Source organism: Pseudomonas taiwanensis DSM 21245 (assembly GCF_000425785.1).
Lineage (GTDB): Bacteria > Pseudomonadota > Gammaproteobacteria > Pseudomonadales > Pseudomonadaceae > Aquipseudomonas > Aquipseudomonas taiwanensis.
The window spans coordinates 1-24,407 of the sequence record NZ_AUEC01000028.1 but is presented as its reverse complement, the minus strand read 5'-3'; the positions used below and the strand labels follow the sequence as shown (position 1 = coordinate 24,407).

Below are 24,407 nucleotides of genomic sequence, written 5' to 3'. Positions count from 1 at the left end.
GGGCGGGCTTACAGGCTCATTTGTGATAAGGATGCCCGGACAGCACGGTCCAGGCGCGATAGATCTGCTCGCCGATGAGTATCCTTACCAATGGGTGCGGCAGGGTCAACGGCGACAGCGACCAGCGTTGCTCGGCGCGTGCACAGACTTCAGGCGCCAGCCCTTCCGGGCCACCCACCATCAAATTCACCGTGCGCGCGTCCAGGCGCCAGCGGTCCAACTCGGTCGCCAACTGCTCGGTGCTCCAGGGCTTGCCATGGACCTCGAGCGTGACGATGCGTTCCCCAGGCTGAACCTTGCTCAGCATGGCTTCGCCCTCCTGACGGATCAGGCGGGCGACGTCGGCATTCTTGCCACGAGTGTTCAGCGGGATTTCCACCAGCTCCAGCGACAGCTCAGGGGGCAGGCGCTTGGCATATTCATGCCAACCGTCCTCGACCCACTTGGGCATGCGCGAGCCGACCGCGATCAGGCGCAGACGCACGACGCTTCCTTATTCCCGATCCTTGAGCTTGTCGGAGTAGTCGTGGCTGTTCTCCGGGCTGTGGTGCTTGCCATCGGCCGAACGGCTCTGCTCGGCGCCCAGCCACAGACGCTCCAGGTCATAGAACTGACGGGCAGCGGCGGTCATCATGTGCACGATGACGTCGTTCAGGTCCAGCAGCACCCAGTCGCTGTCGCCCTTGCCTTCTTCACCCAGAGGCTGAGCGCCCTTGGCCTTGACCGCTTCACGGACCTTTTCCAGCATCGCGTTGATCTGACGATTGGAGGTACCGGTGGCAATGATCATGTAGTCGGTCAGGCTGTGCTTGTCGCGCACGTCGATGACCTGGATGTCCTGGGCCTTGACGTCTTCCAGCGCTGCCTTGGTCAGCTCGACCAGCTCTTCGCCATTGATTTTCTGCTTGCTCATAAAAAACTCTTTCAACTCGTTAGGTGAGGTGCCTGCGGCACCGTCAGTTAGGGGCACGGTACAGGTCGTGCGCCTCGATATAGGCCAGTACGGCGTCCGGCACCAGGTACCTCACCGACTTGCCGCTGGCCAGCAGCTGTCGGATCTGAGTAGCCGACACCGCAAGCGGCGTCTGCCAGACGAACGAAATATTCCCCGCCGGGCCGGACATGGCGGTGGGATCGCTCTCCGAGCGCGCCGCCAGAAGGTTGCGCAGCTCGTCAGGGGGTTCTACGTCGGCATCCGGGCGTTGCAGCACCAGGATGTGACAGTGTTGCAACAGCTCTTCCCAGCGATGCCAGCTAGGTAGGCCACAGAAGGCATCCCAACCCATCACCAGAAACAATTGGTCGGCAGCGCCCAGCTCGGCACGGATCGACTCCAGGGTATCGATGGTGTACGACGGCTTGTCGCGCTCCAGCTCCCGGGCATCCACGCTCAGGCATGCGACGCCTTGAACCGCCTCGCGAACCATCGCCAGCCGGTCCTGCGCCGCCACCTGCGGGGTGTCGCGGTGCGGTGGCCGGGCGTTGGGCAGCAGGCGCAACTCATCCAGCGCCATGAACTCGGCAACCTCCAGCGCGCTGCGCAGGTGGCCGATGTGCACGGGGTCGAATGTGCCGCCTAGAACGCCAATGCGCCGGACTGCCTGGGCCTTGCTCAACTCAGCAGGACTCCTGGCCGCGTAGCTGGCCATCACCGATCACCACGTACTTCTCGCAGGTCAGCCCTTCCAGGCCGACCGGGCCGCGAGCATGCAGCTTGTCGGTGGAAATGCCAATCTCAGCACCCAGGCCATATTCGAAACCATCGGCGAAGCAGGTCGGGGTATTGAGCATCACCGATGCGGAATCGACCTCGGCCATGAACTGGCGGGCCTGCCCCTGGTGTTCGGTGATGATCGAATCGGTATGGTGCGAGCCATAGTGGTTGATGTGCTCGATGGCCTGGTCCAGGCCGTCGACCACTCGAATCGACAGGATCGCGTCGAGGTACTCGGTGTGCCAGTCGTCCTCGGTGGCCGGCTTGGCATCGATCAGCGCCCGGGTGCGTTCGCAACCGCGCAGCTCGACCCCTTTCTCGGCGAAGCGGCGGGCCATTTCCGGCAGGAAGCCTTCGGCCACGCGCTGGTCGACCAACAGGGTTTCCATCGCCCCGCAGATGCCATAACGGTAGGTCTTGGCGTTGAAGGCCACACGCCAGGCCTTGTCGAGGTCGGCATGCTCGGCCACATAGACGTGGCAGATGCCGTCGAGGTGCTTGATCACCGGGACCCGGGCGTCACGGCTGATGCGCTCGATCAGCCCTCGGCCACCACGCGGCACGATCACATCGACGAACTCCGGCATGCTGATCAAGGCGCCCACGGCTTCGCGGTCGGTGGTCTCGACCACCTGCACCACCGCCGCCGGCAGGCCGGCCTCAGCCAAGCCACGTTGAATGCAGGTGGCGATGGCGCGGTTGGAGTGGATGGCCTCGGAACCACCGCGCAGGATGGTGGCGTTACCCGACTTCAGGCACAGGCTGGCAGCATCGATGGTCACGTTGGGACGCGACTCGTAGATGATCCCGATCACACCAAGCGGCACGCGCATCTTGCCCACCTGGATGCCCGACGGGCGGTAGCTCATGTCACGGATCGCACCGACCGGGTCCGGCAGGCTGGCCACCTGGCGCAGGCCGGTGATCATGCCGTCGATACGCGCCGGGGTCAGCGCCAGGCGGTCCAGCAGGGCTGGCTCCAGGCCATTGGCACGTCCGGCGGCCAGGTCCAGTTCGTTGGCTGCGGCGAGCTCGTCACGGGCAGCATCCAGCGCATCGGCGGCAGCTTGCAGGGCGCGGTTTTTCTGCGCGGTGCTGGCACGGGCGATCACCCGGGAGGCCTGGCGAGCAGCGCGACCCAAACGGGTCATATAGTCAAGAACGGACTCAGTCATGGGTTCGGTGTCTTGGCGAAGGGGAAATCGGCTGATTATAACTGTCGCGCAGGTATACGCCCAGCGGCGGGTGGCGGATGGTAGAAAATGGTAGCGGGGAATGCCTGGGAAAGATGTAACCGCTCTTATCGAAATTGCTTCAAGCCACCTCGACCTGATCGCCGGCAAGCCGGCTCTACCGGGCCTTGGACTGACTTGCCGCGATGCGACGGCATTTCCTCAGCTTCAGCCTCGGTTAAGCCAATCATTGTTATCATCGCCGCCTCTGAAACGACGAACCGCCAGCATGCCAGCTACCGCACCCTGCCCTGCCCGCGCCCTGCCCGACAGCTTCTTCGACCGCGACGCCCAGACGCTCGCCAAGGACCTGCTGGGTAAAGTCATCCGCCATCGCCACGGCGACCTGTGGCTGGCGGCGCGCATCATCGAAACCGAGGCCTACTACCTGACCGACAAAGGCAGCCACGCCTCGCTCGGCTACACAGACAAGCGCAAGGCACTGTTTCTCGATGGCGGGCACATCTACATGTACTACGCCCGCGGCGGCGATTCGCTGAATTTCAGCGCCCAGGGTCCAGGCAATGCGGTGCTGATCAAGTCGGGCTATCCGTGGGTGGACGCCCTTTCGGATGCCAACAGCCTGGCACGGATGCAACTGAACAACCCCGATGCCAGCGGCAACCTGCGCCCGGCCGAGCGCCTGTGTGCGGGCCAGACGCTGCTGTGCCGGGCGCTGGGCCTGAAGGTACCGCGCTGGGACGCCCAACGCTTCGACCCCGAAAACCTCTATGTCGAAGACTGCGACATACAGGTCCCTCGGATTGTGCAATGCGCCCGACTGGGCATTCCCACAGGCCGCGACGAGCATCTGCCGTACCGCTTCGTCGACGCCGAGTACGCCCGCTTCTGTACCCGGAACCCGCTGCGCCGGGGACAAGTCGAAGGGCATGATTTCTTCACTCTCGAACAAGGAAGCTGATAGATGGGCCAATGGCTCGATAGCCTGACTGGCTGGCTCAGCGCCAACCCTCAGTGGCTTGGTCTGGCAATTTTCCTGGTGGCCTGCGTGGAGTGCCTGGCCATCGCCGGCATCATCGTGCCAGGGACCGTGCTGCTGTTCGCCGTCGCCGTGCTCGCGGGTAGCGGCACGTTCGGCCTTGGCGAAACGCTGCTGCTCGGTTTCCTGGGCGGCCTGCTCGGCGATGCAATTTCGTACACGATCGGCAAGCACTTCCACCAGAACATCCGCCGCCTCCCCGTGTTGCGCCACCACCCGGAATGGATTGGCAGCGCCGAAAACTACTTCCAACGCTATGGCATCGCCAGCCTGCTGGTAGGCCGCTTCATCGGCCCGCTGCGCCCGATGCTGCCCATGGTCGCGGGCATGTTCGACATGCCCCTGCCGCGCTTTATTGCCGTCAGCCTGGTGGCGGGCGCCGGGTGGTCAGTGGCGTACCTGCTGCCAGGCTGGGCCACCGGTGCGGCCATGCGCCTGCCTCTGCCGGAAGGCTTCTGGCTGGATGCAGGAATCATCGGCGGCAGCCTTGCGGTGCTGATCGGTCTGAGTCTGAGCAGCAGCATTCGCGATCAACGTCATGGCACACGGCTGATCGCCGGCCTGAGCTTCCTGGCGCTGCTGGGACTGTTCCTTGGCTGGCCTTATCTGCATGAGTTCGATCAAGGCGTGATGAGCCTGGTCCAGGAGCACCGCAGCCAGGTCATCGATGGCGCCGTGGTGCTGGTGACCCGCCTGGGCGATTTCCGTACCCAGCTATTCCTCGGAGGGTTGCTCACTGGCTTGCTGCTGCTTGCCCGCCAATGGCGCCATGCGCTGTTTGCCGGCGGCGCACTGATGGGAACGGCCATTGCCAACGGCACACTGAAATGGTTGTTCGCCCGGGCTCGACCTGAGGTGCTGACCGACCCATTGACCAGCTACAGCATGCCCAGCGGGCACAGTTCGGCCTCGTTCGCATTCTTCGTGGTGCTGGCGTTGCTGGCCGGACGCGGGCAGCCACCGAGGATGCGCCTGACCTGGGTGCTGCTGGGCTGCATTCCTGCCCTGGCCATTGCGCTGTCGCGAGTGTATCTGGGGGCGCACTGGCCGACTGATATTCTGGCCGGCGCATTGCTGGCTTGCTGCGTCTGCGCGGTCAGCCTGACGCTGGCCCAGCACCGCCAGCCGCTGGGTGCCTTGCCGCTGCGAGTGTGGTGGCTGGTGTTGCCGGCCTGTATCGCGCTACTGGCGTTCTTTGCCCTGCATGCGCTGCCTCAGGCGTTGTTGCGGTATCAGTATTGAGCCTGGCGGGGGTTGTTGGCGCCTGTGAGAGCGCGCACCGCCGGTGCGGCGCATCGCGAGCAAGGCTCGCTCCTACGCTAGTGAGGGGCCTTGCTCGAATCGATGACCTTCAGGCAAACAGCTCGCCCTGGATGCGCTCCAGCAGTTTCTGGATTTCAGCCAACCGCTCCTGAGGCGAGTCGATCGCCAGCAAGTCCAGCTTGTCCTCCTCCATGAACGGCAACAGATACGCCAGCTGATTAGACAAGGCCTGCCGCCCATCGACCTCCCGAGGCATGTCCAGAGCTTCGACCATCGGGTGCTCACCCAAGGCCACCAGCAACGCCAGCAGGTCATCATCGTGCTCGGTCAAAGGGCTGTCGGCCTGCTCCGGCAACCAATTGACTTCCCCGACCAACAACTGGTCCTTCTGCACCTCGGTCTGGCTCAGCTCGAAGCGTCGAACACCTTCCACACGAATACCCAGCAGGCCGTTCTCCTGCTGCACGAAATCGCGAATCATCGCTTCGCAGCCAATCGACGCGACCACTGGCGGCGCCTTGCCGACCTGCTCGCCTTCCAGGATGCAGACCACTCCAAAACCTTCGCCCTTCTTCATGCAGCGCCCGATCATGTCCAGGTAGCGCGCTTCGAAGATCTGCAAGTCGAGCAGGCAGCCGGGAAACAGCACGGTATTGAGGGGAAACAGCGGTAGCGTCATCACAACTCCTCAGGCCACCAGGCTGACGGCCAAGGGCAGGAATACTGCCGTGGCCACGCCCATCAGGCTCATCGCCAGCGCTGCGAAGGCGCCGCATTCGTCACTTTCCTGCAAGGCCACCGAGGTCCCCACGGCGTGCGCCGTGACGCCCAGGGACATGCCGCGCGCCTCGGGGTTGTGGACCCCGAAACGGGTCAGCAAGGCCGGGCCGAAGATCGCCCCGATCACCCCGGTAATCAACACGAACACCGCCGCCAACGCTGCCACGCCGCCGATCTGCTCGGCCACCAGCATGGCGATTGGCGAGGTCACCGACTTCGGCGCCATGGTCATCAGAATCATGTGTTCGGCGCCAAACCACCTGCCCAGCAGTAGGCAGGCCACAGTCGCGAACAAGCCTCCGACTACCAGCGTAGTAAATGTCGGCCAGAACAACTGCCGGATCCGTCGAAGGTTCAGATACAGCGGTACCGCCAAGGCTACCGTGGCCGGGCCCAGGAGGATGTTCATGATTTCGGTGCTCTTGCGGTATTCGGCGTAATCGATGCCGCAGGTCAGCAACACGCCGATCACCAGCACCATCGACACCAGCACTGGCTGCAGGAAGATCCAGCGAGTCTTCTCATAGGCGGCCAGCACGATCTGGTAGGCCCCCAGCGTGATGCCTATGCCGAACAGCGGGTGATGGATAACAGCATCGAGCGCGCCTTGCCAATCGAGGTTCATGGCCGCTCCTCGCCGCGCTGGCCTTGGCGCTGCATGAGCTTCTGCATGAGCACGCCGACGAACACCAGGGTCACCAGGCAAGAAATGAACAGAGCACCCACGATGGCCCAGAAATCGGCGGCGATATCCTTGGCATACACCATCACCCCCACCGCTGGTGGCACCAGCAACAGCGGCAAGTAGCGCAGCAGGCTGCTGGCCGCTTCGTTCAACGGCTGGCCCACTTCACCGCGGGCCATCAGGAAGCACAACAACAGCAGCAGACCGATGATCGGCCCCGGCAGGATCGGCACGAACAAATGGTTGATCGCCGTACCCAGCAGCTGAAACAGCACTAGCCAGGTCAAACCACGCAACAGCATAAGCATCTCCTTCGGGCATGGCGGCCATTATAAGCACGCCCGACTGATAAGCCGATATTCGCCGAAAAGCTGGCAACTTGACTGGAACGGTTCATCGTGCTGATCTTGCACCTTCGTACCAAAAGACAACTTGGAGAGTCGCGATGCCTTATGTACCGGTTACAGAGCTTTCGCAGTACGTTGGTAAGGAACTGGGGCGCTCCGCGTGGTTGAAGATCGACCAGCAGCGCATCAACCTGTTCGCCGAGGCCACCGGCGACTTTCAATTCATCCATGTCGACCCGGAAAAAGCCGCGAAAACCCCATTCGGCACGACCATCGCCCATGGTTTCCTGACCCTTTCGCTGATCCCCAAGCTCATGGAAGACATTCTGGTCATGCCAGAGGGCCTGAAGATGGTCGTCAACTATGGCCTGGACAGCGTGCGCTTCATCCAGCCAGTGAAAGTCGACAGCCGGGTGCGCCTGAAAGTCGAGTTGGTCGATGCCCTCGAGAAGAAACCAGGCCAGTGGCTGCTAAAGGCCACCGTCACACTGGAAATCGAGGGCGAAGAAAAACCGGCCTACATCGCCGAGCCGCTGTCGCTCTGTTTCGTTTGACCTCTCATCAGGGCCGCAAAGCGGCCCATTCTGCGGCATACTCGGCAGATCTATTGCCCGGATCCCGCCATGCGTCCACTGCTCCCCCTAGCCCTGACCCTGTTACTCGCTGCCTGCGGTGATGGCGAATCGCTTCTTCCGCCGGATGCACGTCTGCCTGACGGAGGGCGCTACCGCGGTGAAGTGGTCAATGGCTTGCTGCAGGGCGAAGGGCGTATCGACTACCCCAACGGCAGCTGGTACGCCGGCACGTTCAAGGATGGCCAATGGCACGGCCAAGGTGAGTGGCATGGACGCAACGGCGAGGTCTATCGAGGGCAATTCGCCGAAGGCCTGTTCCAGGGGCTGGGCGACCTGACGACGCCTGGCAGCCATTATGCCGGCACCTTCAGCCATGGCCGCCGGGACGGCGAGGGCACGCTCAAGCAAGCCGACCAGACCTACCGCGGCCAGTTCAAGGACGACCTGTACGAAGGCGCCGGCGAACTGGAACTGGCCGATGGCAGCCGCTACCAGGGCCTGTTCGCCAGGGGCAAGCCCAACGGGGCGGGCGTGCGCAGCGATGCCAGTGGCAACCAGTTCAGCGGCCGTTTCGTCGACGGCCTGCTGCAAGGCAGCGGCACCTACGACAGCGTCGATGGCGAACAGTACATCGGCGAATTCAAGGACAACCGCCTGGAAGGCCGAGGGCGCTATGAAAACGCCGACGGCGATGTCTGGATCGGCGAGTTCAAGGATGGATCGCTCAGCGGCGAAGGTGAGTTGTTGGGCAGCGATGGCAGCCACTACAAGGGCAACTTCGTCGATTGGCGCCTGTCTGGCCAGGGCAACCTGCAGTTGGCCGATGGCAGCCGTTATATCGGCAGTTTCCAGAATGACGCCTATCACGGCCGCGGCAAGCTGATACAGGCCAATGGCAAGGTCGAGGCCGGGTACTGGGTCAACGGTGTGCGCGTGCGCGATCAGAAAGGCACTTTGCTGCCCGACCCGCTGGACCTGGCCCTGCTCAATCAGGGCCGCCTGCTGGAAGACGCCCTGGCCAAGGTACCTCGCTCCGCCCCGCCCGTTCAGCTGTACAGCCTGGTGGTTGGCGGCGATGGCCAGCAAAGCGTCTTCCTGCGCGAAGCAGACTATGTCAGCAACATGCTCAAGGTGCGCTTCGGCGCCCGGGGCCAAGTCACCCTGGTCAACCATCGCGACCACATGACCACGCGCCCCATGGCCACCCGCGAGAACATCACCCGTGCCGCCCGCATCCTCGCCGAGCGCAGCGGCCCGGAGGACCTGGTGTTCATCTACCTGACCAGCCATGGCAGCCAGGACCACCAACTGGTACTCGACCAGCCGCGCCTGCAACTGGCCGACCTGTCCGCCGATGAACTGGCCAGCGCACTGGCTCCGCTCAAGGAACGCGACAAGGTGATCGTCATCTCCGCCTGCTATTCCGGTGGCTACATCACCCCGCTCAAGGATGATCGGACGGTCATCATGACCGCGGCACGTGCCGATCGGGTGTCCTTCGGCTGCTCCGAGGAAGCGGATTTCACCTACTTTGGCGACGCCCTGTTCGCCGAGGCGCTGAACCAGACCGACGATTTGAAACTGGCGTTTGAACTGGCCCGGACCAGCGTTGCCGAACGTGAACGAAGGGAAGGTTTCGAAGCCTCGGAGCCTCAGATATGGGCACCACCCGCAGTACTGGCACACTGGCAGCAGTTGCGCCGACAGCAGGCCGAGGAAGCCTTACGTAACGCGGCACAAGCCCCTGTGGGGGAGCAGGCAAAAAAGCCCGGCAACCACTAAGCTTGTGTGTAACAAGGGAGAGACATCATGTACTTGACGCCTCAGCATGTCCTGCTTGCCGGAGCCACGGGCCTGACGGGTGAACACCTGCTCGACCGCCTGCTCAACGAACCCACCATCAGCCGCGTGCTGGCGCCTACCCGCCGCCCCCTGGCCGAGCACCCACACCTGGAAAACCCGGTCGGCGACCCTGCAGTGTTTCTCCCCCAGCTGGCCGGCCGGGTCGACATCGCCTTCTGTTGCCTGGGGACCCCCCTCAAGCAAGCGGGCTCCGAATCCGCCTTCCGCGCGGTCGACCTGGACATGGTCGTGGCATTCAGCAAGCGTGCCCGGGAAATGGGCGCTCGGCACCTGCTGGTGGTCAGCGCCCTGGGTGCCGATCCCAAGTCGTCGATTTTCTACAACCGGGTCAAGGGTGAAATGGAAGAAGCCCTCAAAGCCCAGGATTGGCCGCAACTGACCATCGTACGGCCGTCGCTGCTGCTGGGCGAACGTGTCGAGCCGCGGCTTGGCGAACGATTGGCGTCGCCATTTGCCCGTCTGATCCCAGGCAAGTACCGGGGCATCGAAGCCTGCACCCTGGCGCGGGCGCTCTGGCGGCTGGCGTTGGAGGAAGAGGACGGCGTGCGGATTATCGAGTCCGACGAGTTGCGAAGGCTGGGCAAGAAGTAGGCGCCGCCGAGGGCTTCTGCGCGGGTGAAACCGCTCGCACACGCCTTCTCGGCACTTTAGGCAGCAGACCTGCTTCGGGCCATCAAAGGCCGCCGGTGGCCTGAAACCCAACCCCCGCCGCCGTCAGCAGGGACAACGGCAGCAACAGGGTATCGAGCAACAGGCTACCCGGCAGGTCCAGCCCAGGATACGCCGGCGCCTCGGCGCCGAAGCGGTCCTTCGGGCAGCACCCGCCGTTGATCACGTACACGTCCAGACGCGTGCCGGCATATACCAGCGGTGCGCCCGGTTTGTTGGCATCCAGCGTACGCACCGTCGCACAACCGCCGAGCAACAGCGTGGCGAGCAGCCCGACCAGCGCCGGCTTCAATCATCGACCCCGAAGTGGTGCTCGCCCCAGCGCGGTAGCATGTCCTGCGGAATATTGAGCAGGTTGAGGATGCGCGCCACCACGAAGTCGACCAGGTCGTCGAGGGTCTGCGGCTGATGATAGAACCCCGGCGCCGCCGGCAAGATCACCGCCCCCATCTGCGACAGCTTGAGCATGTTTTCCAGGTGGATGGTCGAGAGCGGCGCCTCCCTCGGCACAAGAATCAACTGGCGACGCTCCTTGAGGGTGACATCCGCAGCCCGCTCGATCAGGTTGTTGCAAGCACCTGTAGCGATCGCCGACAACGTGCCGGTGGAACACGGCACCACCACCATTGCCGCCGGGGCTCCCGAACCGGAGGCGACTGGCGACATCCAGTCCTCCTTGCCATACACACGGATCTGCCCATCGGCTGCGCCAGTGTACTCGGTCAGAAACGCCTGCATGGCCTGGGGCTTGGCCGGCAACACCACGTCGGTTTCGGTGGACATGACCAGTTGCGCTGCCTTGGAAATCAGGAAGTGCACCTCACGGTCCTCGCGCACCAGGCAGTCGAGCAGGCGCAGGCCATACTGCGCCCCCGAGGCACCGGTCATGGCCAGTGTGATGCGTTCCGGCCCGCTCACTTCAAGGCCTCGGCCAGTTTGCCGTGCAGGCCGCCAAAGCCGCCGTTGCTCATGATCACCACATGGGTGCCCGGACGCGCCTGGCCCTTGACCCGCTCGATGATCGCCTCGAGGCTGTCCGCCACGATCGCCGGCACCTTGCACTGCGCAGCAGTGGCCGCCAGGTCCCAGCCCAGGTTAGGCGGCGCATACCAGATCACTTGGTCGGCATCCGTCACACTGCCGGGCAAACCCTCGCGGTGGGCGCCGAGTTTCATGGAATTGGAGCGAGGCTCAATCACGGCGATGATCGGCGCCTCGCCTACCCGCTTGCGCAGGCCATCAAGGGTGGTAGCAATGGCCGTCGGGTGGTGGGCGAAGTCGTCGTAGAGGGTCACGCCCTGCACTTCGGCGACCTTTTCCATGCGCCGCTTGACGCTCTTGAAGGCACTCAGGCCCTCGATCCCCATGGCCGGTACCACGCCCACATGGCGAGCGGCGGCCAGGGTCGCCAGCGCGTTGGCGACGTTGTGCTGGCCGGTCAGCGCCCAGTCCACCACGCCCTGCGCCTGACCTTCGAACAGCACTTCGAAGCGCGAACCATCGGCGCTGAGCAGCTTGGCTTGCCATTGGCCACCTTCGCCGGTGGTTTGCACCGGGGTCCAGCACCCCATGCCGATCACCCGCTCGAGTGCCGGCTCGGTGGTGGGATGAATGACCAGGCCCTCGCTGGGGATAGTGCGCACAAGATGGTGGAATTGCCGCTCGATGGACGCCAGATCAGGGAAGATATCCGCGTGATCGAACTCAAGGTTGTTCAGAATCGCAGTGCGTGGGTGGTAGTGGACGAACTTGGAGCGCTTGTCGAAGAAGGCGCTGTCGTACTCGTCAGCCTCGACCACGAAGAACGGGGTGTCGCCCAGGCGTGCGGACACCGAGAAGTTCTGCGGCACCCCGCCGATCAAAAAGCCCGGGCTCATGCCCGCATGCTCCAGCACCCAGGCCAGCATGCTGCTGGTGGTGGTCTTGCCGTGGGTACCCGCCACGGCCAGGACCCAACGCCCCTGCAAGACATGGTCGGCCAGCCACTGCGGGCCGGACACATATGGCAGGCCTTTGTTCAGCACGTACTCCACGGCCGGGTTGCCGCGCGACATGGCGTTACCGATGACTACCAGATCCGGCGCCGGGTCGAGCTGAGCCGGGTCGTAGCCCTGGGTCAGTTCGATGCCCTGGGCCTGGAGCTGGGTGCTCATCGGCGGATAGACGTTGGCGTCCGAGCCGGTGACGCGGTGGCCGAGCTCTTTGGCCAGCACCGCCAGCGAGCCCATGAATGTGCCGCAAATACCGAGAATGTGAATATGCATGGTCGACCTCGCAAAACTTCGAGGCAGGGTAGCCCAGGGCGCAGGAAATCGCACCCGCTGTTTCGCTCAGACGACCCTGGCGATGCCGTGTTTACGCAGTTTTCGATACAAGGTATTGCGGCTGATCCCCAGATGCTCGGCGACATGGGTCATGTGCCAGTGTTTTGCCTCTAATGTGGCCAGCAGCGTGTCGCGTTCGGCACTTTGCAGCGGCGCGCCCATCGCCAGCACGCCTCCGCCCTCAGCGGCGGTGTCGTCAACGTCGCGATCGAGGGTGGCGCCTTCGCGTACGATGGCAGGGAGATCGAGGTATTCGATGCGGCCGTCGTCACACAGCGCCACCAGAGTGCGCAGCACATTGCGCAGCTGCCGCACGTTCCCCGGCCAGGCGAAGCCCAATAATGCCTGACGCGCCTCGGGGGCCAATTGCACGACCTGCCCCTGCGACTCCTGGCGTAACAGGAACTCCAGCAACTGCTCTTTGTCGCTTCGCGCGCGCACCGCCGGCAGCGCTACTTCAAGGCCGTTGAGGCGGTAGTAAAGGTCTTCGCGGAAACAGCCCTGCTCAACCCGCTCGAGCAGGTCTCGGTGGGTGGCGCTGATGATGCGTACATCCACTGCCTGGGGCTCACCGCCGATGGGCACCACCTGGCGCTCTTCCAACACGCGCAGCAAGCGGGTTTGCAGGGCGAACGGCATGTCTCCGATTTCGTCCAGCAACAAGGTGCCGCCATCGGCCTGAAGCAGCTTGCCGCGCATGCCTTCCTTGCGCGCCCCAGTGAAACTCCCACCGCGATAGCCGAACAACTCGCTCTCGATCAGGCTCTCTGGGATCGAGGCGCAGTTGACCGCCACGAACGGCTTGCCACGGCGTTGGCTCGCCTGGTGCACGGCCTGGGCGAAGGCCTCTTTGCCACAGCCGGTCTCACCGCGCAGCAGCAAGGGTACATCACGCTCGAACACCCGCACCGACCTGCGAAACTCATGCTGCAGCGCCGGGTCGAGCAAGCAAATGCCCGGCTCTGCCACAGTGGGAGCCTGAGGCAAGCTCACCGGCACCGACCACGCCGGCGCCCGCGCCCGACCGCGCAGGCTGGCAAACACCAGGCGGCCATCACGGGTATGCAGCGGCCAGGCGGTGCTGCCCTGGGGCTGGGCCCGGCTGAACAAGTCGTCATGACTGCAGGCGAAGAACTGCTCCATCGGCTTGCCCAGCAACCCGCCACGAACGGTGCCCAACAGGTTCAGTGCGCTCTGGTTGGCCGCGCAGATGCGCCCTTCGCCATCGAAGGCCAGCAACCCTTCGCTGAACAGCCCCACCGACTCGGCCTGCAAGTGAAAGCGCAGCAGCCACTGCTGCTCGAAATGGCGCAGGAAGTAACAGCTTTCGATCATCTTGGCCGACAGGTTGACCAGCGCCATGGTGTGGAACTGGCTCTGGCGCGAGACGTCAGGCCGCGCCGACGACACATCGAGCACCGCCAGCAACTCGCCATGGGGGTCGAAGACCGGGCTCGCCGAGCATGTCAGCCCGGTGTGGCGGCCACGGAAGTGCTCGTTCTGGTGGATGGTCAACGCCTGGCGCTCGACCAGACACGTGCCGATGCCATTGGTGCCCTCACGGGCTTCGCTCCAGTCGGCGCCCAGCCACAGGCCGGCGCGCTCGAAACTGCGGCGCTCGGTAGGAGCAGTGACACAATTGAGGATGACCCCGCGAGCGTCGGTCAACAGCACCGCGTGGCCGGCACCGGAGAGTTGCTGATGCAGGCTGTTCATTTCGCTATCGGCGATCTTGAGCACCTGGCGCAGGCGCTCACGGCTCTCCAGCAGACGCCCATGCTCAAGCACCACAGGGGCTTCGATCAGCGCCGGATCGAGGTGATAGTCCTCCAGGCAACGCAGCCAGGAACGGGCGATGGAGGGATCGCTGCCGGCGCCGCCCGCCTCGCCGCGGGCGACGGTATGCACTTGCTGGGCATGGCTGCTGAACGGGTTGCTCTGCATTTGTTGTTGTTCTCCGCAGATAGAGATTCCCGTCAGCATCCTCCACCTGACCTTCCATTGCAATGGCACCGGGACTGCCCAGTCACACAGCGTGTCGCAAACGGTACAAAGTGTCACCCACCCCGTGCCAACGCTGGCACAGCACACGCCTGGCGCGCCGGTAAAACTGTCCCAACTCATTGATTTACAAGGGGTGCAAAGCACTGGCCCAACCTTTGCTCTACGCTTTACCAGCTCCCTAACAAACACAATAGCCAGGAGACACACCATGCGTTACGCACATCCCGGTACCGAAGGCGCGAAGATTTCCTTCAAGAGCCGCTACGGAAACTACATCGGTGGTGAGTTCGTTCCTCCGGTCAAGGGTGAGTACTTCACCAACACCTCTCCGGTGAACGGTCAGCCGATCGCCGAATTCCCTCGCTCCACTGCCGAAGACATCGAGAAAGCCCTGGACGCAGCCCACGCCGCTGCCGATGCCTGGGGCCGCACCTCGGTGCAGGACCGCTCGAACGTCCTGCTGAAGATCGCCGACCGCATCGAGCAAAACCTCGAAGTGCTGGCCATCACTGAAACCTGGGACAACGGCAAGCCGATCCGTGAAACCCTCAACGCCGACATTCCGCTGGCCGTCGATCACTTCCGCTACTTCGCCGGTTGCATCCGCGCCCAGGAAGGCGGCGCCGCCGAGATCAACGAAAACACCGTGGCCTATCACATCCACGAGCCGCTGGGCGTGGTCGGGCAGATCATCCCGTGGAACTTCCCGCTGTTGATGGCGGCCTGGAAACTCGCGCCGGCCTTGGCCGCTGGCAACTGCGTGGTGCTCAAGCCCGCCGAGCAGACCCCGCTGGGCATCACCGTGCTGCTCGAGCTGATTGGCGACCTGCTGCCCAAAGGCGTGCTAAACGTGGTGCAAGGCTATGGTCGCGAGGCCGGTGAGGCCCTGGCCACCAGCAAACGCATCGCCAAGATCGCCTTCACCGGCTCCACCCCGGTGGGCTCGCACATCCTCAAGTGCGCTGCCGAGAACATCATCCCGTCCACCGTCGAGCTGGGCGGCAAGTCGCCGAACGTGTACTTCGAAGACATCATGCAGGCCGAGCCGAGCTTCATCGACAAGGCCGCCGAAGGCATGGTGCTGGCGTTCTTCAACCAGGGCGAGGTCTGCACCTGCCCGTCGCGGGCGCTGGTGCAAGAGTCGATCTACTCGCAGTTCATGGAAGTGGTGATGAAGAAGGTGCTGCAGATCAAGCGCGGCGACCCGCTGGACACCGACACCATGGTCGGCGCCCAGGCCTCGCAGCAGCAATTCGAGAAAATTCTCTCGTACCTGGACATCGCCCAGGAAGAAGGCGCCGAGCTGCTCACCGGCGGCAAGGTGGAGAAACTCGAGGGGACCCTGGCCACCGGGTACTACATCCAGCCGACCCTGCTTAAGGGCACCAACAAGATGCGCGTGTTCCAGGAGGAAATCTTCGGCCCGGTCGTCAGCGTCACCACCTTCAAGGACGAAGCCGAGGCCCTGGCCATCGCCAACGACACCGAGTTCGGCCTCGGTGCTGGCGTGTGGACCCGCGACATCAACCGCGCCTACCGCATGGGCCGTGGCATCAAGGCAGGCCGCGTGTGGACCAACTGCTACCACCTGTACCCGGCGCATGCCGCGTTCGGTGGCTACAAGAAGTCCGGCGTCGGTCGTGAAACCCACAAGATGATGCTCGACCACTACCAGCAGACCAAGAACCTGCTGGTGAGCTACGACATCAACCCGCTGGGCTTCTTCTAGACCGCGTTGCCTTCTTCGCGGGTAGACCCGCTCCCACAGGGACCGCACAGGTTTCACTTCCAGTGCGGTCACCGTGGAAGCGGGCTCACCCGCGAGGGGGCCAGACCTGCGGCGTCAAAGCCAGGGCGGCATCCGTGCACCATCCGCTCTGGCTCGCTTCCTGCAACCTCTATCACCAAGGGCCGGAACCCTTCTGGCCACCAAGAAAAAAAACAGGTGAAACCATGCCAAGCGATCATTCCGCCGGCACGCCGGCAGGCTCTTCCGTCGACTTCGAAAAAGTCGGCTCGGATTATTTCCAGCAACGTGAACTGAAAAAAGGCGCCGCCGGCTGGGTCCTGCTGGTAGGCCTAGGCGTTGCCTATGTAATTTCCGGCGACTACGCCGGCTGGAACTTCGGCCTGGCCCAAGGTGGCTGGGGCGGCATGTTCCTGGCCACCCTGCTGATGGCCACCATGTACCTGTGCATGTGCTTTTCCCTGGCAGAGCTGTCCTCGATGATCCCCACCGCAGGCGGCGGCTATGGCTTTGCCCGCAGCGCCTTCGGGCCTTGGGGCGGTTTCCTGACCGGGACGGCCATCCTGATCGAATACGCCATCGCCCCGGCCGCCATCGCCGTGTTCATCGGCGCCTACTGCCAGTCGCTGTTCGGCATCGGCGGCTGGATGATCTACCTGGCGTTCTACATCGTGTTCATCGGCATCCACATCTTCGGGGTCGGCGAGGCACTGAAGCTGATGTTCATCATCACCGCGATCGCCGCCATCGCCCTGGCTGTCTTCTTGGTGGGCATGTTGCCCCATTTTGATGCAGCCAACCTGTTCGACATCGCCAAAACCGACGCGGTGGGCGCCAGCAGCTTCCTTCCATTCGGCTATGTCGGTGTGTGGGCGGCCATTCCCTACGCCATCTGGTTCTTCCTGGCTGTCGAGGGCGTGCCGCTGGCCGCTGAAGAAACCAAGAACCCGCGTCGCGACCTGCCGCGCGGCCTGATCGGTGCCATGCTGGTACTGCTGGCATTCGCCCTGCTGATTCTCGTGGTTGGCCCAGGTGGCGCGGGCTCCGAGGCCCTCAAGGCATCCGGCAACCCGCTGGTCGAGGCCTTGGCCAAAGCCTATGGCGGGTCCACCTGGATGGGCAGCTTCGTCAACCTCGTGGGCCTGGCTGGCCTGATCGCCAGTTTCTTCTCAATCATCTACGCGTACTCCCGGCAGATCTTCGCCCTGTCCCGCGCCGGCTATCTGCCGCGCAAACTCTCGGAAACCAACAAGAGCAAGGCACCGGTCTTGGCGCTGGTCATCCCCGGTATCATCGGTTTCGCACTGTCGCTGACCGGCCAAGGCGACCTGCTGATCCTGGTGGCAGTGTTTGGCGCCACCCTGTCCTACGTACTGATGATGGCCGCGCATATCACCTTGCGCATCCGCCGGCCGAAGATGGAGCGCCCCTACCGCACCCCCGGCGGCATCTTCACCTCCAGCGTGGCCCTGGTACTGGCCTGCATCGCAGTGGTCGCCGGTTTCCTGGTCGACCCGCGGGTGGTGATTGGCGCCGCGGTGATCTATGGAGTATTAATTGCCTACTTTGCTTTCTACAGCCGCCACCATCTGGTAGCGGGCACACCGGAAGAGGAATTCGCCGCGATTCAGAAGGCTGAAGAGGCCCTGCACTGATCGCCGACACCCGTCGCGGGCCACGCCCGCGGCGCTCTGGAGAATCTGTATGGCAAGTTTCGTACACACCGTGGGCCATCTGGTCTACCGCTTCGACAGCCTCAAAGAGGTCATGGCCAAGGCCAGCCCGGCGCGTTCGGGTGATTACCTGGCCGGCGTCGCCGCCAGCAACGACGGTGAACGGGTCGCCGCGCAAATGACCCTGGCCAATATCCCGCTCACTCACTTTCTCAACGAAGCGCTGATTCCCTACGAAGAAGACGAAGTCACCCGCCTGATCGTCGATACCCATGACGCCGAGGCGTTCGCAGCGGTCAGCCACCTGACCGTGGGCGGCCTGCGCGACTGGCTGCTCAGCGACCAGGCCAACGAAGACAGCCTGCGTGCCCTGGCCCCGGGCCTGACGCCGGAAATGGCCGCGGCGGTGTCGAAGATCATGCGGGTGCAGGACCTGGTGCTGGTGGCTCAGAAAATTCGCGTGGTCACTCGTTTTCGCGGCACCATGGGCCTGCGCGGTCGCCTGTCCACCCGCCTGCAGCCCAACCACCCCACCGACGAACCCGCGGGGATCGCCGCCAGCATCCTCGACGGTTTGCTGTACGGCAATGGCGACGCCATGATCGGCATCAACCCGGCCACCGACAGCATCGCGTCGATCTGCGCCCTGCTGGAAATGCTCGACGCCATCATCCAGCGCTACGACATCCCCACCCAGGCCTGCGTGCTGACCCACGTCACCACCTCGATCGAAGCGATCAACCGTGGCGTGCCGCTGGACCTGGTGTTCCAGTCGATTGCCGGCACCGAGGCAGCCAACGCAGGCTTTGGCATCAACCTAAACGTCCTGCAGGAAGGCTACGAAGCGGGTCTTTCGCTCAAGCGCGGCACCCTCGGGCAAAACCTCATGTACTTCGAAACCGGCCAGGGCAGCGCGCTGTCGGCCAATGCCCACCACGGTGTCGACCAGCAAACCTGCGAAACCCGCGCCTACGCCGTGGCCAGGCACTTCAAGCCATTTCTGGTGAACACGGTGGTCGGTTTCATCGGCCCGGAGTACCTGTACAACGGCAAGCAGATCATCCGCGCCGGCCTCGAGGACCATTTCTGCGGCAAGCTGCTCGGCGTGCCCATGGGCTGCGACATCTGCTACACCAACCACGCCGAAGCCGACCAGGACGACATGGACACCCTGCTGACCCTGCTGGGTGTAGCCGGGATCAACTTCATCATGGGTATCCCCGGCTCCGACGACATCATGCTCAATTACCAGACCACCTCGTTCCACGACGCGCTGTATGCGCGCCAGACCCTGGGCCTCAGACCCGGCCCCGAATTCGAGGCCTGGCTCGAGCGTACCGGCATCTTCACCCAGGCCGACGGCCGGGTGCATTTCGGTGACAACCTGCCGCCGGCTTTCCGCCAGGCTTTGGCACAGCTTGCATAGGGATGACCATGGACCATCGCACGCCTACCCCTGACAACCCCTGGCTGGCCCTGCGCAACCTGACCCCGGCACGCATCGCCCTAGGCCGCGCCGGCACCAGTCTGCCGACCGGCGCCCAGTTGGATTTCCAGTTTGCCCATGCCCAGGCCCGCGACGCGGTACACCTGCCCTTCGACCATGAAGGCCTGAGCACTCAGCTCAGCGACCGTGGTCGCGAGAGCCTGGTGCTGCACAGCGCGGCCAGCGACCGTCACCAGTACCTGCAACGGCCCGACCTCGGTCGGCGCCTGAACGAAGACTCGGCAGCCTTGCTGCGCCAGCATGCTCAAGCCAACCCGGGTGGCGTCGACCTTGCCATCGTGGTGGCCGATGGGCTCTCGGCCCTGGCCGTGCACCGCCATACCCTGCCCTTCTTGACCCGATTCGAAGAGCAGGCGGCCGCCGACGGCTGGACCAGCGCCCCGGTAGTGCTGGTCCAGCAAGGGCGGGTTGCGGTGGCCGACGAAGTGGGCGAGCTGCTGGGTGCCCGCATGACCGTCATGCTGATCGGCGAACGACCAGGGCTCAGTTCCCCTGACAGCCTTGGGCTGTACTTCACCTACGCGCCAAAGGTCGGTCTAACCGACGCCTACCGCAACTGCATCTCCAACGTGCGCCTGGAAGGGCTGAGCTACGGCATGGCCGCTCACCGTCTGCTATACCTGATGCGCGAAGCCTGTCGCCGGCAATTGTCCGGAGTGAATCTGAAGGACGAAGCCGAGGTCCATAGCCTCGACAGTGAGCATGCCCCCAGCCCAAAAGGTAACTTCCTGCTGGGAAAAGGGTAAAAAACATGTCACGGAAGGCGGATTGCGCTCGAAGCCCGCATTGGGCAGGATGCCATCAGAGCCACTGGCAATCCGCTGTTTCCCCAAATGGACTCTGAGGGCTGCACATGCGCATCATCAAGGCAACGCTGGAACACCTCGACCTGCTGACCCCGCTGTTCGTCAAATACCGTGAGTTCTATGGGCAACTGCCCTACCCGGACAGTTCACGCAGCTTCCTGGAAAAACGCCTGAAACGCGACGAGTCAGTGATCTACCTGGCGCTACCGGATGACGACGACCACAGGCTGCTGGGCTTCTGCCAGCTCTACCCAAGTTTTTCGTCGCTGTCGCTCAAGCGCGTCTGGATTCTCAACGACATCTACGTGGCCGAGGACTCCCGACGCATGCTGGTGGCCGACCACCTGATACGTGAAGCCAAGAAAATGGCCAAGGACACCAATGCCGTGCGCATGCGGGTATCCACCAGCGCCAACAACGAAGTGGCACGCAAGACGTACGAGTCGATCGGCTTTCGCAAGGACACCGAGTTCGAGAGCTACGTGCTGCCGATCCAGTTGGATTGAAGCCAGTCGCCAACCTCTGAAAAGCTGGCACGACGCCTGTGGGAGGGGCGGTACGGCGATTGGCCTAGATTGCCTGCACGGCGGATATAACCGCTCCCACAGGCTCAGCTGAATCGGCTGGTCCGCCGCCGCCCGTTGGTAACCCCCCGCTACAATCTCTCCGGGCACGATTCCTACTTCGCCGTATAATGCCTCCCTCTGTCATGTGTGAATTTTTACCCATTGCGCGGTAAACAAGCCCACGCCCTTGGCATTGTCCGTCATCGCGTGCCCGTCGTAGCGGGTCAAGAACACAGGTGCTGTACATGGATTTCAACCCGCTGGACCTCATCCTGCATCTCGATGCGTACCTCGATCTGCTGGTCACCAATTACGGTCCCTGGATCTACGCCATCCTGTTCACCGTGATTTTCTGCGAGACCGGCCTGGTGGTGATGCCGTTCCTGCCGGGCGACTCGCTGCTGTTCATCGCAGGGGCCGTTGCCGCGGGCGGTGGCATGGACCCGGTGCTCCTGGCAGGCCTGCTGATGGCGGCGGCAATCATGGGCGACAGCACCAACTACATCATCGGGCGAACCGCGGGCGAACGGCTGTTCAACAACCCCGAGTCGAAGATATTCCGTCGTGACTACCTGCAGCGCACCCACGAGTTCTACGAACGCCATGGCGGCAAGACCGTGACCCTGGCGCGCTTCCTGCCGATCCTGCGCACCTTCGCGCCCTTCGTGGCCGGCATAGCCCACATGCACTACCCGCGCTTTTTGGCCTTCAGCGTCGCGGGCTCGGTACTTTGGGTCGGAGGCCTGGTGACCTTGGGCTTCTTCTTCGGCAACGTGCCGTTCATCAAGCAGCACCTGTCGCTGATGGTGGTGGCCATCATCTTCCTGTCGCTAGTGCCGATGATCCTCGGCTTGCTGCGCAGCCGCCTGGGCCGCGCGGCCAAGGCCCACTGACCACAGCCCATGTGGTCGTTGAGCGCCTGGCGGCGCAAGCGCACCCTGGCGCGCTTCCCGGTCACCGCACAGCAGTGGCAGGTGGTCCGCGACCATCTGCCGATGCTCGATGGCATCAGTGATGAAGAGGACCGCTGGCTGCGCGAGGCCTGCATCCTCTTCCTGCACGACAAACACCTCACCACCCTGCCCGGCGTCGAACTCAGTGACGAACAGCGCCTGTTCCTCGCCGCCCAGGCACAACTGCCGCTGATGCACCTGGGTGACCTGAACTGGTACCAGGGTTTTCACGAAATCATCCTCTACCCCGACGATTTCAAAAGCCCCCAGCGCCACCGTGACAGCAGCGGTGTCGAGCACGTCTGGGATGCCGAGCACAGCGGTGAGGCCTGGCAGCAGGGCCCGGTGATCATGGCGTGGCCCGGCGTGCTGGCCAGCGGTGGCTGGGAGGCCTACAACCTGGTCATCCACGAGCTGGCACACAAGCTCGACATGCTCAACGGCGATGCCAACGGCCTGCCGCCGCTGCACAGCGGCATGCACGTAGAGCATTGGGCCAGCGCCATGCAAGCGGCCTACGACGACCTCAACCGGCAACTGGATGCCGACCCCGACGCAGAGACCGCCATCGACCCTTATGCCGCCGAGAACCCGGCGGAGTTCTTTGCCGTCAGCAGCGAATACTTCTTCAGCGCTCCCGACCTGCTGCAGGGCAGTTATCCACAGGTGTACCATCAACTGTCGCTGTTCTACCGGCAGGACCCGCTGGCCCGCCTGACCCGGCTGTTGGCGGAGCATCCGGACTACCGCGAAAGCCACGCCTGATGCGGCCGCACATCAGGCCAGGCGTGGCATGCCCGGGCAGAATGTGCCTATAATCGCCGCCACTTTTTTGATCAAACACGGGGGCATAGCCCAATGAGCTACAGCAAGATCCCGGCTGGCAAAGACCTGCCGAACGACATCTACGTCGCCATCGAGATCCCGGCCAACCACGCGCCGATCAAATACGAGATCGACAAGGACAGCGACACCCTGTTCGTTGACCGCTTCATGGCCACCCCGATGTTCTACCCAGCCAACTACGGCTACATCCCCAACACCCTGGCTGACGACGGTGATCCGCTGGACGTGCTGGTCGTTACCCCCTACCCGGTTGCCCCAGGCTCGGTCATCCGCGCCCGTCCGGTTGGCGTCCTGCACATGGACGACGAAAGCGGTGGCGATGCCAAAGTCCTGGCCGTACCACACGACAAGCTGAGCCAGCTGTACGTCGACGTGAAGGAATACACCGACCTGCCAGCCCTGCTGCTGGAGCAAATCAAGCACTTCTTCGAGAACTACAAAGACCTCGAGAAAGGCAAGTGGGTCAAGGTCAAGGGCTGGGCAGGCGCCGACGCCGCCCGCGCCGAGATCACCAAATCGGTTGCAGCCTACAAGGGCTGATACCGATTGGAAAAAAACCCCGCTTCGGCGGGGTTTTTTGTAAGCGAAATTCAAACCTCGAAGGTTGGCTGTAAGTAATCCTACTTAGTCCTAATCCATTTCCCACAACTCAGGCAGCTTGCCGTAGTTCGCATCAACATCAGGTTCATTTCCCCGCTGGCACTCGGTCGTTACACTCGCTGTCATGAATACATCCGGTGAACGCTTAAGGGCCCTGCTCAGGGAATGCGGTCTGACCCCTTCCGACCTTGCCGCCTTGCGTCATGTGTCGGCCCAGCACGTCAACAACTGGTTCAAGCGCGGCGTCCCACTGGCCCGACTAGACGAACTGGCCGAGCTGTTCTGCGTAAACCGACGCTGGCTACACACAGGCGATGGCCCCAAGCACCCGACGTCCATCTTGCGTCAGCCCAGACAACCAGAGGCTGGCGAAGGGTTGGTTGCCGTGTCGACGATGGATGGGCGGCTGCTGCCAGTACCCTTGCACGAACTGCACGAAGGCAAGCTGGTACCCATCAAAGGCAAATACCTGCGCCTCCCTGCGCAAGCGCTGCAGAAACTCGGCGTCGCCGCCAGCCAGACCGTCTGCATGATCATGCCGGCCACTAACATGGCGCCGCTGATCCCAGGAAACGCCCTGTTGGCCATCGACCTTAGCCTGACCGACGTGATCGAAGGCGAAACCTATGCCTTGCTGCATAACGGCACGCTCAGGGTGAACTGCCTGAGCCTGGGCCAATCGGGGACCCTGTGCCTGCACAGCCACGACCGTCGAAATCACGCGGTCGAACGCTACACCCCCGCGCAGCTAAGAAGCCAGGACCTGAAAATTCTAGGCTGGGTATTCCACTGGTCACATTTTCGCCAGAAGCGCGCCGAATGAAACAACCTGTGCCATTTTTCGCTGGGCATCCAGCGCCAGCCCTAGTATGCTACGCGCCACATCAGCCCCGACCGGTGCAAACCGCGATCCAGAGGGCTTGGCGACGTCTCACACAGCCGTCTGCCATCTCTATTCTGGCCGAGTGCCAACACGATTAAGGCGATTGCGGCTTACCAAAAATTAGCCAAGACCGTCCCCGAGAAGCCGGCCACAAGCCGGCTTTTTAATTGCCCAAAATAATCTCCTCCCATCCTAGTCACCGCCTAGATAAGGTTTACGCAGATCAAATTCGCCCTCTTCAAAAGTTAATTCATTAAACATCCCACACCTCTAAATCAAATCGTACAAGGACAGTTCGACAAGAACTGCTCCGCTTCCTGCCTTAACTGCCGGGCTCGAGAGGCCGGCAGGCCTGATGTTCGCAACGCTC

Annotated in this window: 25 protein-coding genes; 14 read left to right on the top strand and 11 right to left on the bottom strand. The window is 63.2% G+C overall.

What is annotated here, in order from left to right; all coding sequences use genetic code 11:
- Positions 1-16: 16 nt before the first annotated feature.
- From rlmH to H620_RS0113530, 4 genes are read right to left on the bottom strand one after another with little or no spacing between them, the layout of a single operon-like run.
- Positions 17-484, bottom strand: a complete 468-nt coding sequence (gene rlmH, locus H620_RS0113545; RefSeq protein ID WP_023382530.1) for a 23S rRNA (pseudouridine(1915)-N(3))-methyltransferase RlmH — start codon at positions 482-484, stop codon at positions 17-19.
- A gap of 9 nt (positions 485-493) precedes the next feature.
- Positions 494-913, bottom strand: coding sequence for a ribosome silencing factor (gene rsfS, locus H620_RS0113540; protein WP_023382531.1), 420 nt, complete (start codon positions 911-913; stop codon positions 494-496).
- A gap of 43 nt (positions 914-956) precedes the next feature.
- Positions 957-1,649, bottom strand: coding sequence for a nicotinate-nucleotide adenylyltransferase (gene nadD / locus H620_RS0113535; RefSeq protein WP_049818785.1), 693 nt, complete (start codon positions 1,647-1,649; stop codon positions 957-959).
- On the bottom strand, positions 1,618-2,889 hold the full coding sequence (locus tag H620_RS0113530) for a glutamate-5-semialdehyde dehydrogenase (RefSeq protein WP_023382533.1): 1,272 nt from the start codon (positions 2,887-2,889) through the stop codon (positions 1,618-1,620). The genes nadD and H620_RS0113530 overlap by 32 nt, the downstream gene beginning before the upstream one ends.
- Before the next feature lie 286 nt (positions 2,890-3,175).
- On the opposite strand from H620_RS0113530, the gene H620_RS0113525 reads away from it, so the two are divergent.
- Positions 3,176-3,868, top strand: a complete 693-nt coding sequence (locus H620_RS0113525) for a DNA-3-methyladenine glycosylase (protein ID WP_023382534.1) — start codon at positions 3,176-3,178, stop codon at positions 3,866-3,868.
- 3 nt (positions 3,869-3,871) lie between these two features.
- Positions 3,872-5,188: a bifunctional DedA family/phosphatase PAP2 family protein gene (locus tag H620_RS0113520; RefSeq protein WP_023382535.1), complete on the top strand. Its 1,317-nt coding sequence runs from the start codon at positions 3,872-3,874 to the stop codon at positions 5,186-5,188.
- Between the two features lie 109 nt (positions 5,189-5,297).
- Here the strand turns inward: H620_RS0113520 and H620_RS0113515 are convergent, their stop codons facing one another.
- Genes H620_RS0113515 through H620_RS0113505 form a run of 3 tightly spaced genes read right to left on the bottom strand, consistent with a single transcriptional unit; the run spans position 5,298 to position 6,976 of the window.
- Positions 5,298-5,888, bottom strand: coding sequence for an LON peptidase substrate-binding domain-containing protein (locus tag H620_RS0113515; RefSeq protein ID WP_023382536.1), 591 nt, complete (start codon positions 5,886-5,888; stop codon positions 5,298-5,300).
- A gap of 9 nt (positions 5,889-5,897) precedes the next feature.
- Positions 5,898-6,614 carry an LrgB family protein gene (locus H620_RS0113510; protein ID WP_023382537.1) on the bottom strand — a complete coding sequence of 239 codons (717 nt, stop codon included), beginning with the start codon at positions 6,612-6,614 and terminating at the stop codon, positions 5,898-5,900.
- Positions 6,611-6,976, bottom strand: coding sequence for a CidA/LrgA family protein (locus tag H620_RS0113505; protein WP_023382538.1), 366 nt, complete (start codon positions 6,974-6,976; stop codon positions 6,611-6,613). The genes H620_RS0113510 and H620_RS0113505 overlap by 4 nt, the downstream gene beginning before the upstream one ends.
- Before the next feature lie 143 nt (positions 6,977-7,119).
- Here H620_RS0113505 and H620_RS0113500 point away from each other — a divergent pair, with 143 nt between their 5' ends.
- The 3 genes from H620_RS0113500 (at position 7,120) to H620_RS0113490 (ending at position 10,050) form a co-directional block, all read left to right on the top strand.
- A complete protein-coding gene (locus H620_RS0113500) occupies positions 7,120-7,575 on the top strand; it encodes a MaoC family dehydratase (RefSeq protein ID WP_027907495.1) in 456 nt (151 codons plus the stop codon).
- A 69-nt stretch (positions 7,576-7,644) separates the two neighbouring features.
- On the top strand, positions 7,645-9,378 hold the full coding sequence (locus tag H620_RS0113495; protein ID WP_023382540.1) for a C13 family peptidase: 1,734 nt from the start codon (positions 7,645-7,647) through the stop codon (positions 9,376-9,378).
- A 27-nt stretch (positions 9,379-9,405) separates the two neighbouring features.
- Entirely contained in the window at positions 9,406-10,050 is a 645-nt protein-coding gene (locus H620_RS0113490) for an oxidoreductase (protein ID WP_027907494.1), read from the top strand.
- Between the two features lie 82 nt (positions 10,051-10,132).
- On the opposite strand, the gene H620_RS0113485 is transcribed toward H620_RS0113490, so the two are convergent.
- The 4 genes from H620_RS0113485 to H620_RS0113470 form a co-directional block, all read right to left on the bottom strand.
- The gene (locus tag H620_RS0113485) at positions 10,133-10,420 is read right to left on the bottom strand and encodes a YceK/YidQ family lipoprotein (protein WP_023382542.1); all 288 of its coding nucleotides are present in this window, start codon (positions 10,418-10,420) and stop codon (positions 10,133-10,135) included.
- Positions 10,417-11,046, bottom strand: coding sequence for a flavin prenyltransferase UbiX (ubiX, locus tag H620_RS0113480; RefSeq protein WP_023382543.1), 630 nt, complete (start codon positions 11,044-11,046; stop codon positions 10,417-10,419). Before ubiX ends, H620_RS0113485 begins: the two co-directional genes overlap by 4 nt.
- Positions 11,043-12,392, bottom strand: coding sequence for a UDP-N-acetylmuramate:L-alanyl-gamma-D-glutamyl-meso-diaminopimelate ligase (gene mpl / locus H620_RS0113475; protein WP_023382544.1), 1,350 nt, complete (start codon positions 12,390-12,392; stop codon positions 11,043-11,045). Before mpl ends, ubiX begins: the two co-directional genes overlap by 4 nt.
- Before the next feature lie 66 nt (positions 12,393-12,458).
- Complete coding sequence (locus H620_RS0113470; RefSeq protein WP_023382545.1) at positions 12,459-14,396, bottom strand: sigma-54-dependent Fis family transcriptional regulator; 1,938 nt, start codon at positions 14,394-14,396, stop codon at positions 12,459-12,461.
- Between the two features lie 268 nt (positions 14,397-14,664).
- Between H620_RS0113470 and exaC the strand changes: the two genes are divergently transcribed.
- From exaC to H620_RS0113425, 9 genes are all read left to right on the top strand, one after another.
- Positions 14,665-16,185 (top strand): acetaldehyde dehydrogenase ExaC, encoded by a 1,521-nt coding sequence (exaC, locus tag H620_RS0113465; RefSeq protein ID WP_023382546.1) that lies wholly within the window; start codon positions 14,665-14,667, stop codon positions 16,183-16,185.
- A 224-nt stretch (positions 16,186-16,409) separates the two neighbouring features.
- Entirely contained in the window at positions 16,410-17,858 is a 1,449-nt protein-coding gene (gene eat, locus H620_RS0113460; protein WP_023382547.1) for an ethanolamine permease, read from the top strand.
- A 49-nt stretch (positions 17,859-17,907) separates the two neighbouring features.
- A complete protein-coding gene (locus tag H620_RS0113455; protein WP_023382548.1) occupies positions 17,908-19,302 on the top strand; it encodes an ethanolamine ammonia-lyase subunit EutB in 1,395 nt (464 codons plus the stop codon).
- An 8-nt stretch (positions 19,303-19,310) separates the two neighbouring features.
- A complete protein-coding gene (gene eutC / locus H620_RS0113450) occupies positions 19,311-20,129 on the top strand; it encodes an ethanolamine ammonia-lyase subunit EutC (RefSeq protein WP_023382549.1) in 819 nt (272 codons plus the stop codon).
- Between the two features lie 107 nt (positions 20,130-20,236).
- Positions 20,237-20,695 carry a GNAT family N-acetyltransferase gene (locus H620_RS0113445; protein ID WP_023382550.1) on the top strand — a complete coding sequence of 153 codons (459 nt, stop codon included), beginning with the start codon at positions 20,237-20,239 and terminating at the stop codon, positions 20,693-20,695.
- A gap of 305 nt (positions 20,696-21,000) precedes the next feature.
- Positions 21,001-21,648 (top strand): DedA family protein, encoded by a 648-nt coding sequence (locus H620_RS0113440; protein ID WP_023382551.1) that lies wholly within the window; start codon positions 21,001-21,003, stop codon positions 21,646-21,648.
- 9 nt (positions 21,649-21,657) lie between these two features.
- A complete protein-coding gene (locus tag H620_RS0113435) occupies positions 21,658-22,473 on the top strand; it encodes a M90 family metallopeptidase (RefSeq protein ID WP_023382552.1) in 816 nt (271 codons plus the stop codon).
- Between the two features lie 93 nt (positions 22,474-22,566).
- On the top strand, positions 22,567-23,094 hold the full coding sequence (ppa, locus tag H620_RS0113430) for an inorganic diphosphatase (RefSeq protein WP_023382553.1): 528 nt from the start codon (positions 22,567-22,569) through the stop codon (positions 23,092-23,094).
- A gap of 184 nt (positions 23,095-23,278) precedes the next feature.
- Positions 23,279-23,977, top strand: a complete 699-nt coding sequence (locus H620_RS0113425; RefSeq protein ID WP_027907493.1) for a LexA family transcriptional regulator — start codon at positions 23,279-23,281, stop codon at positions 23,975-23,977.
- Positions 23,978-24,407 lie beyond the last annotated feature (430 nt).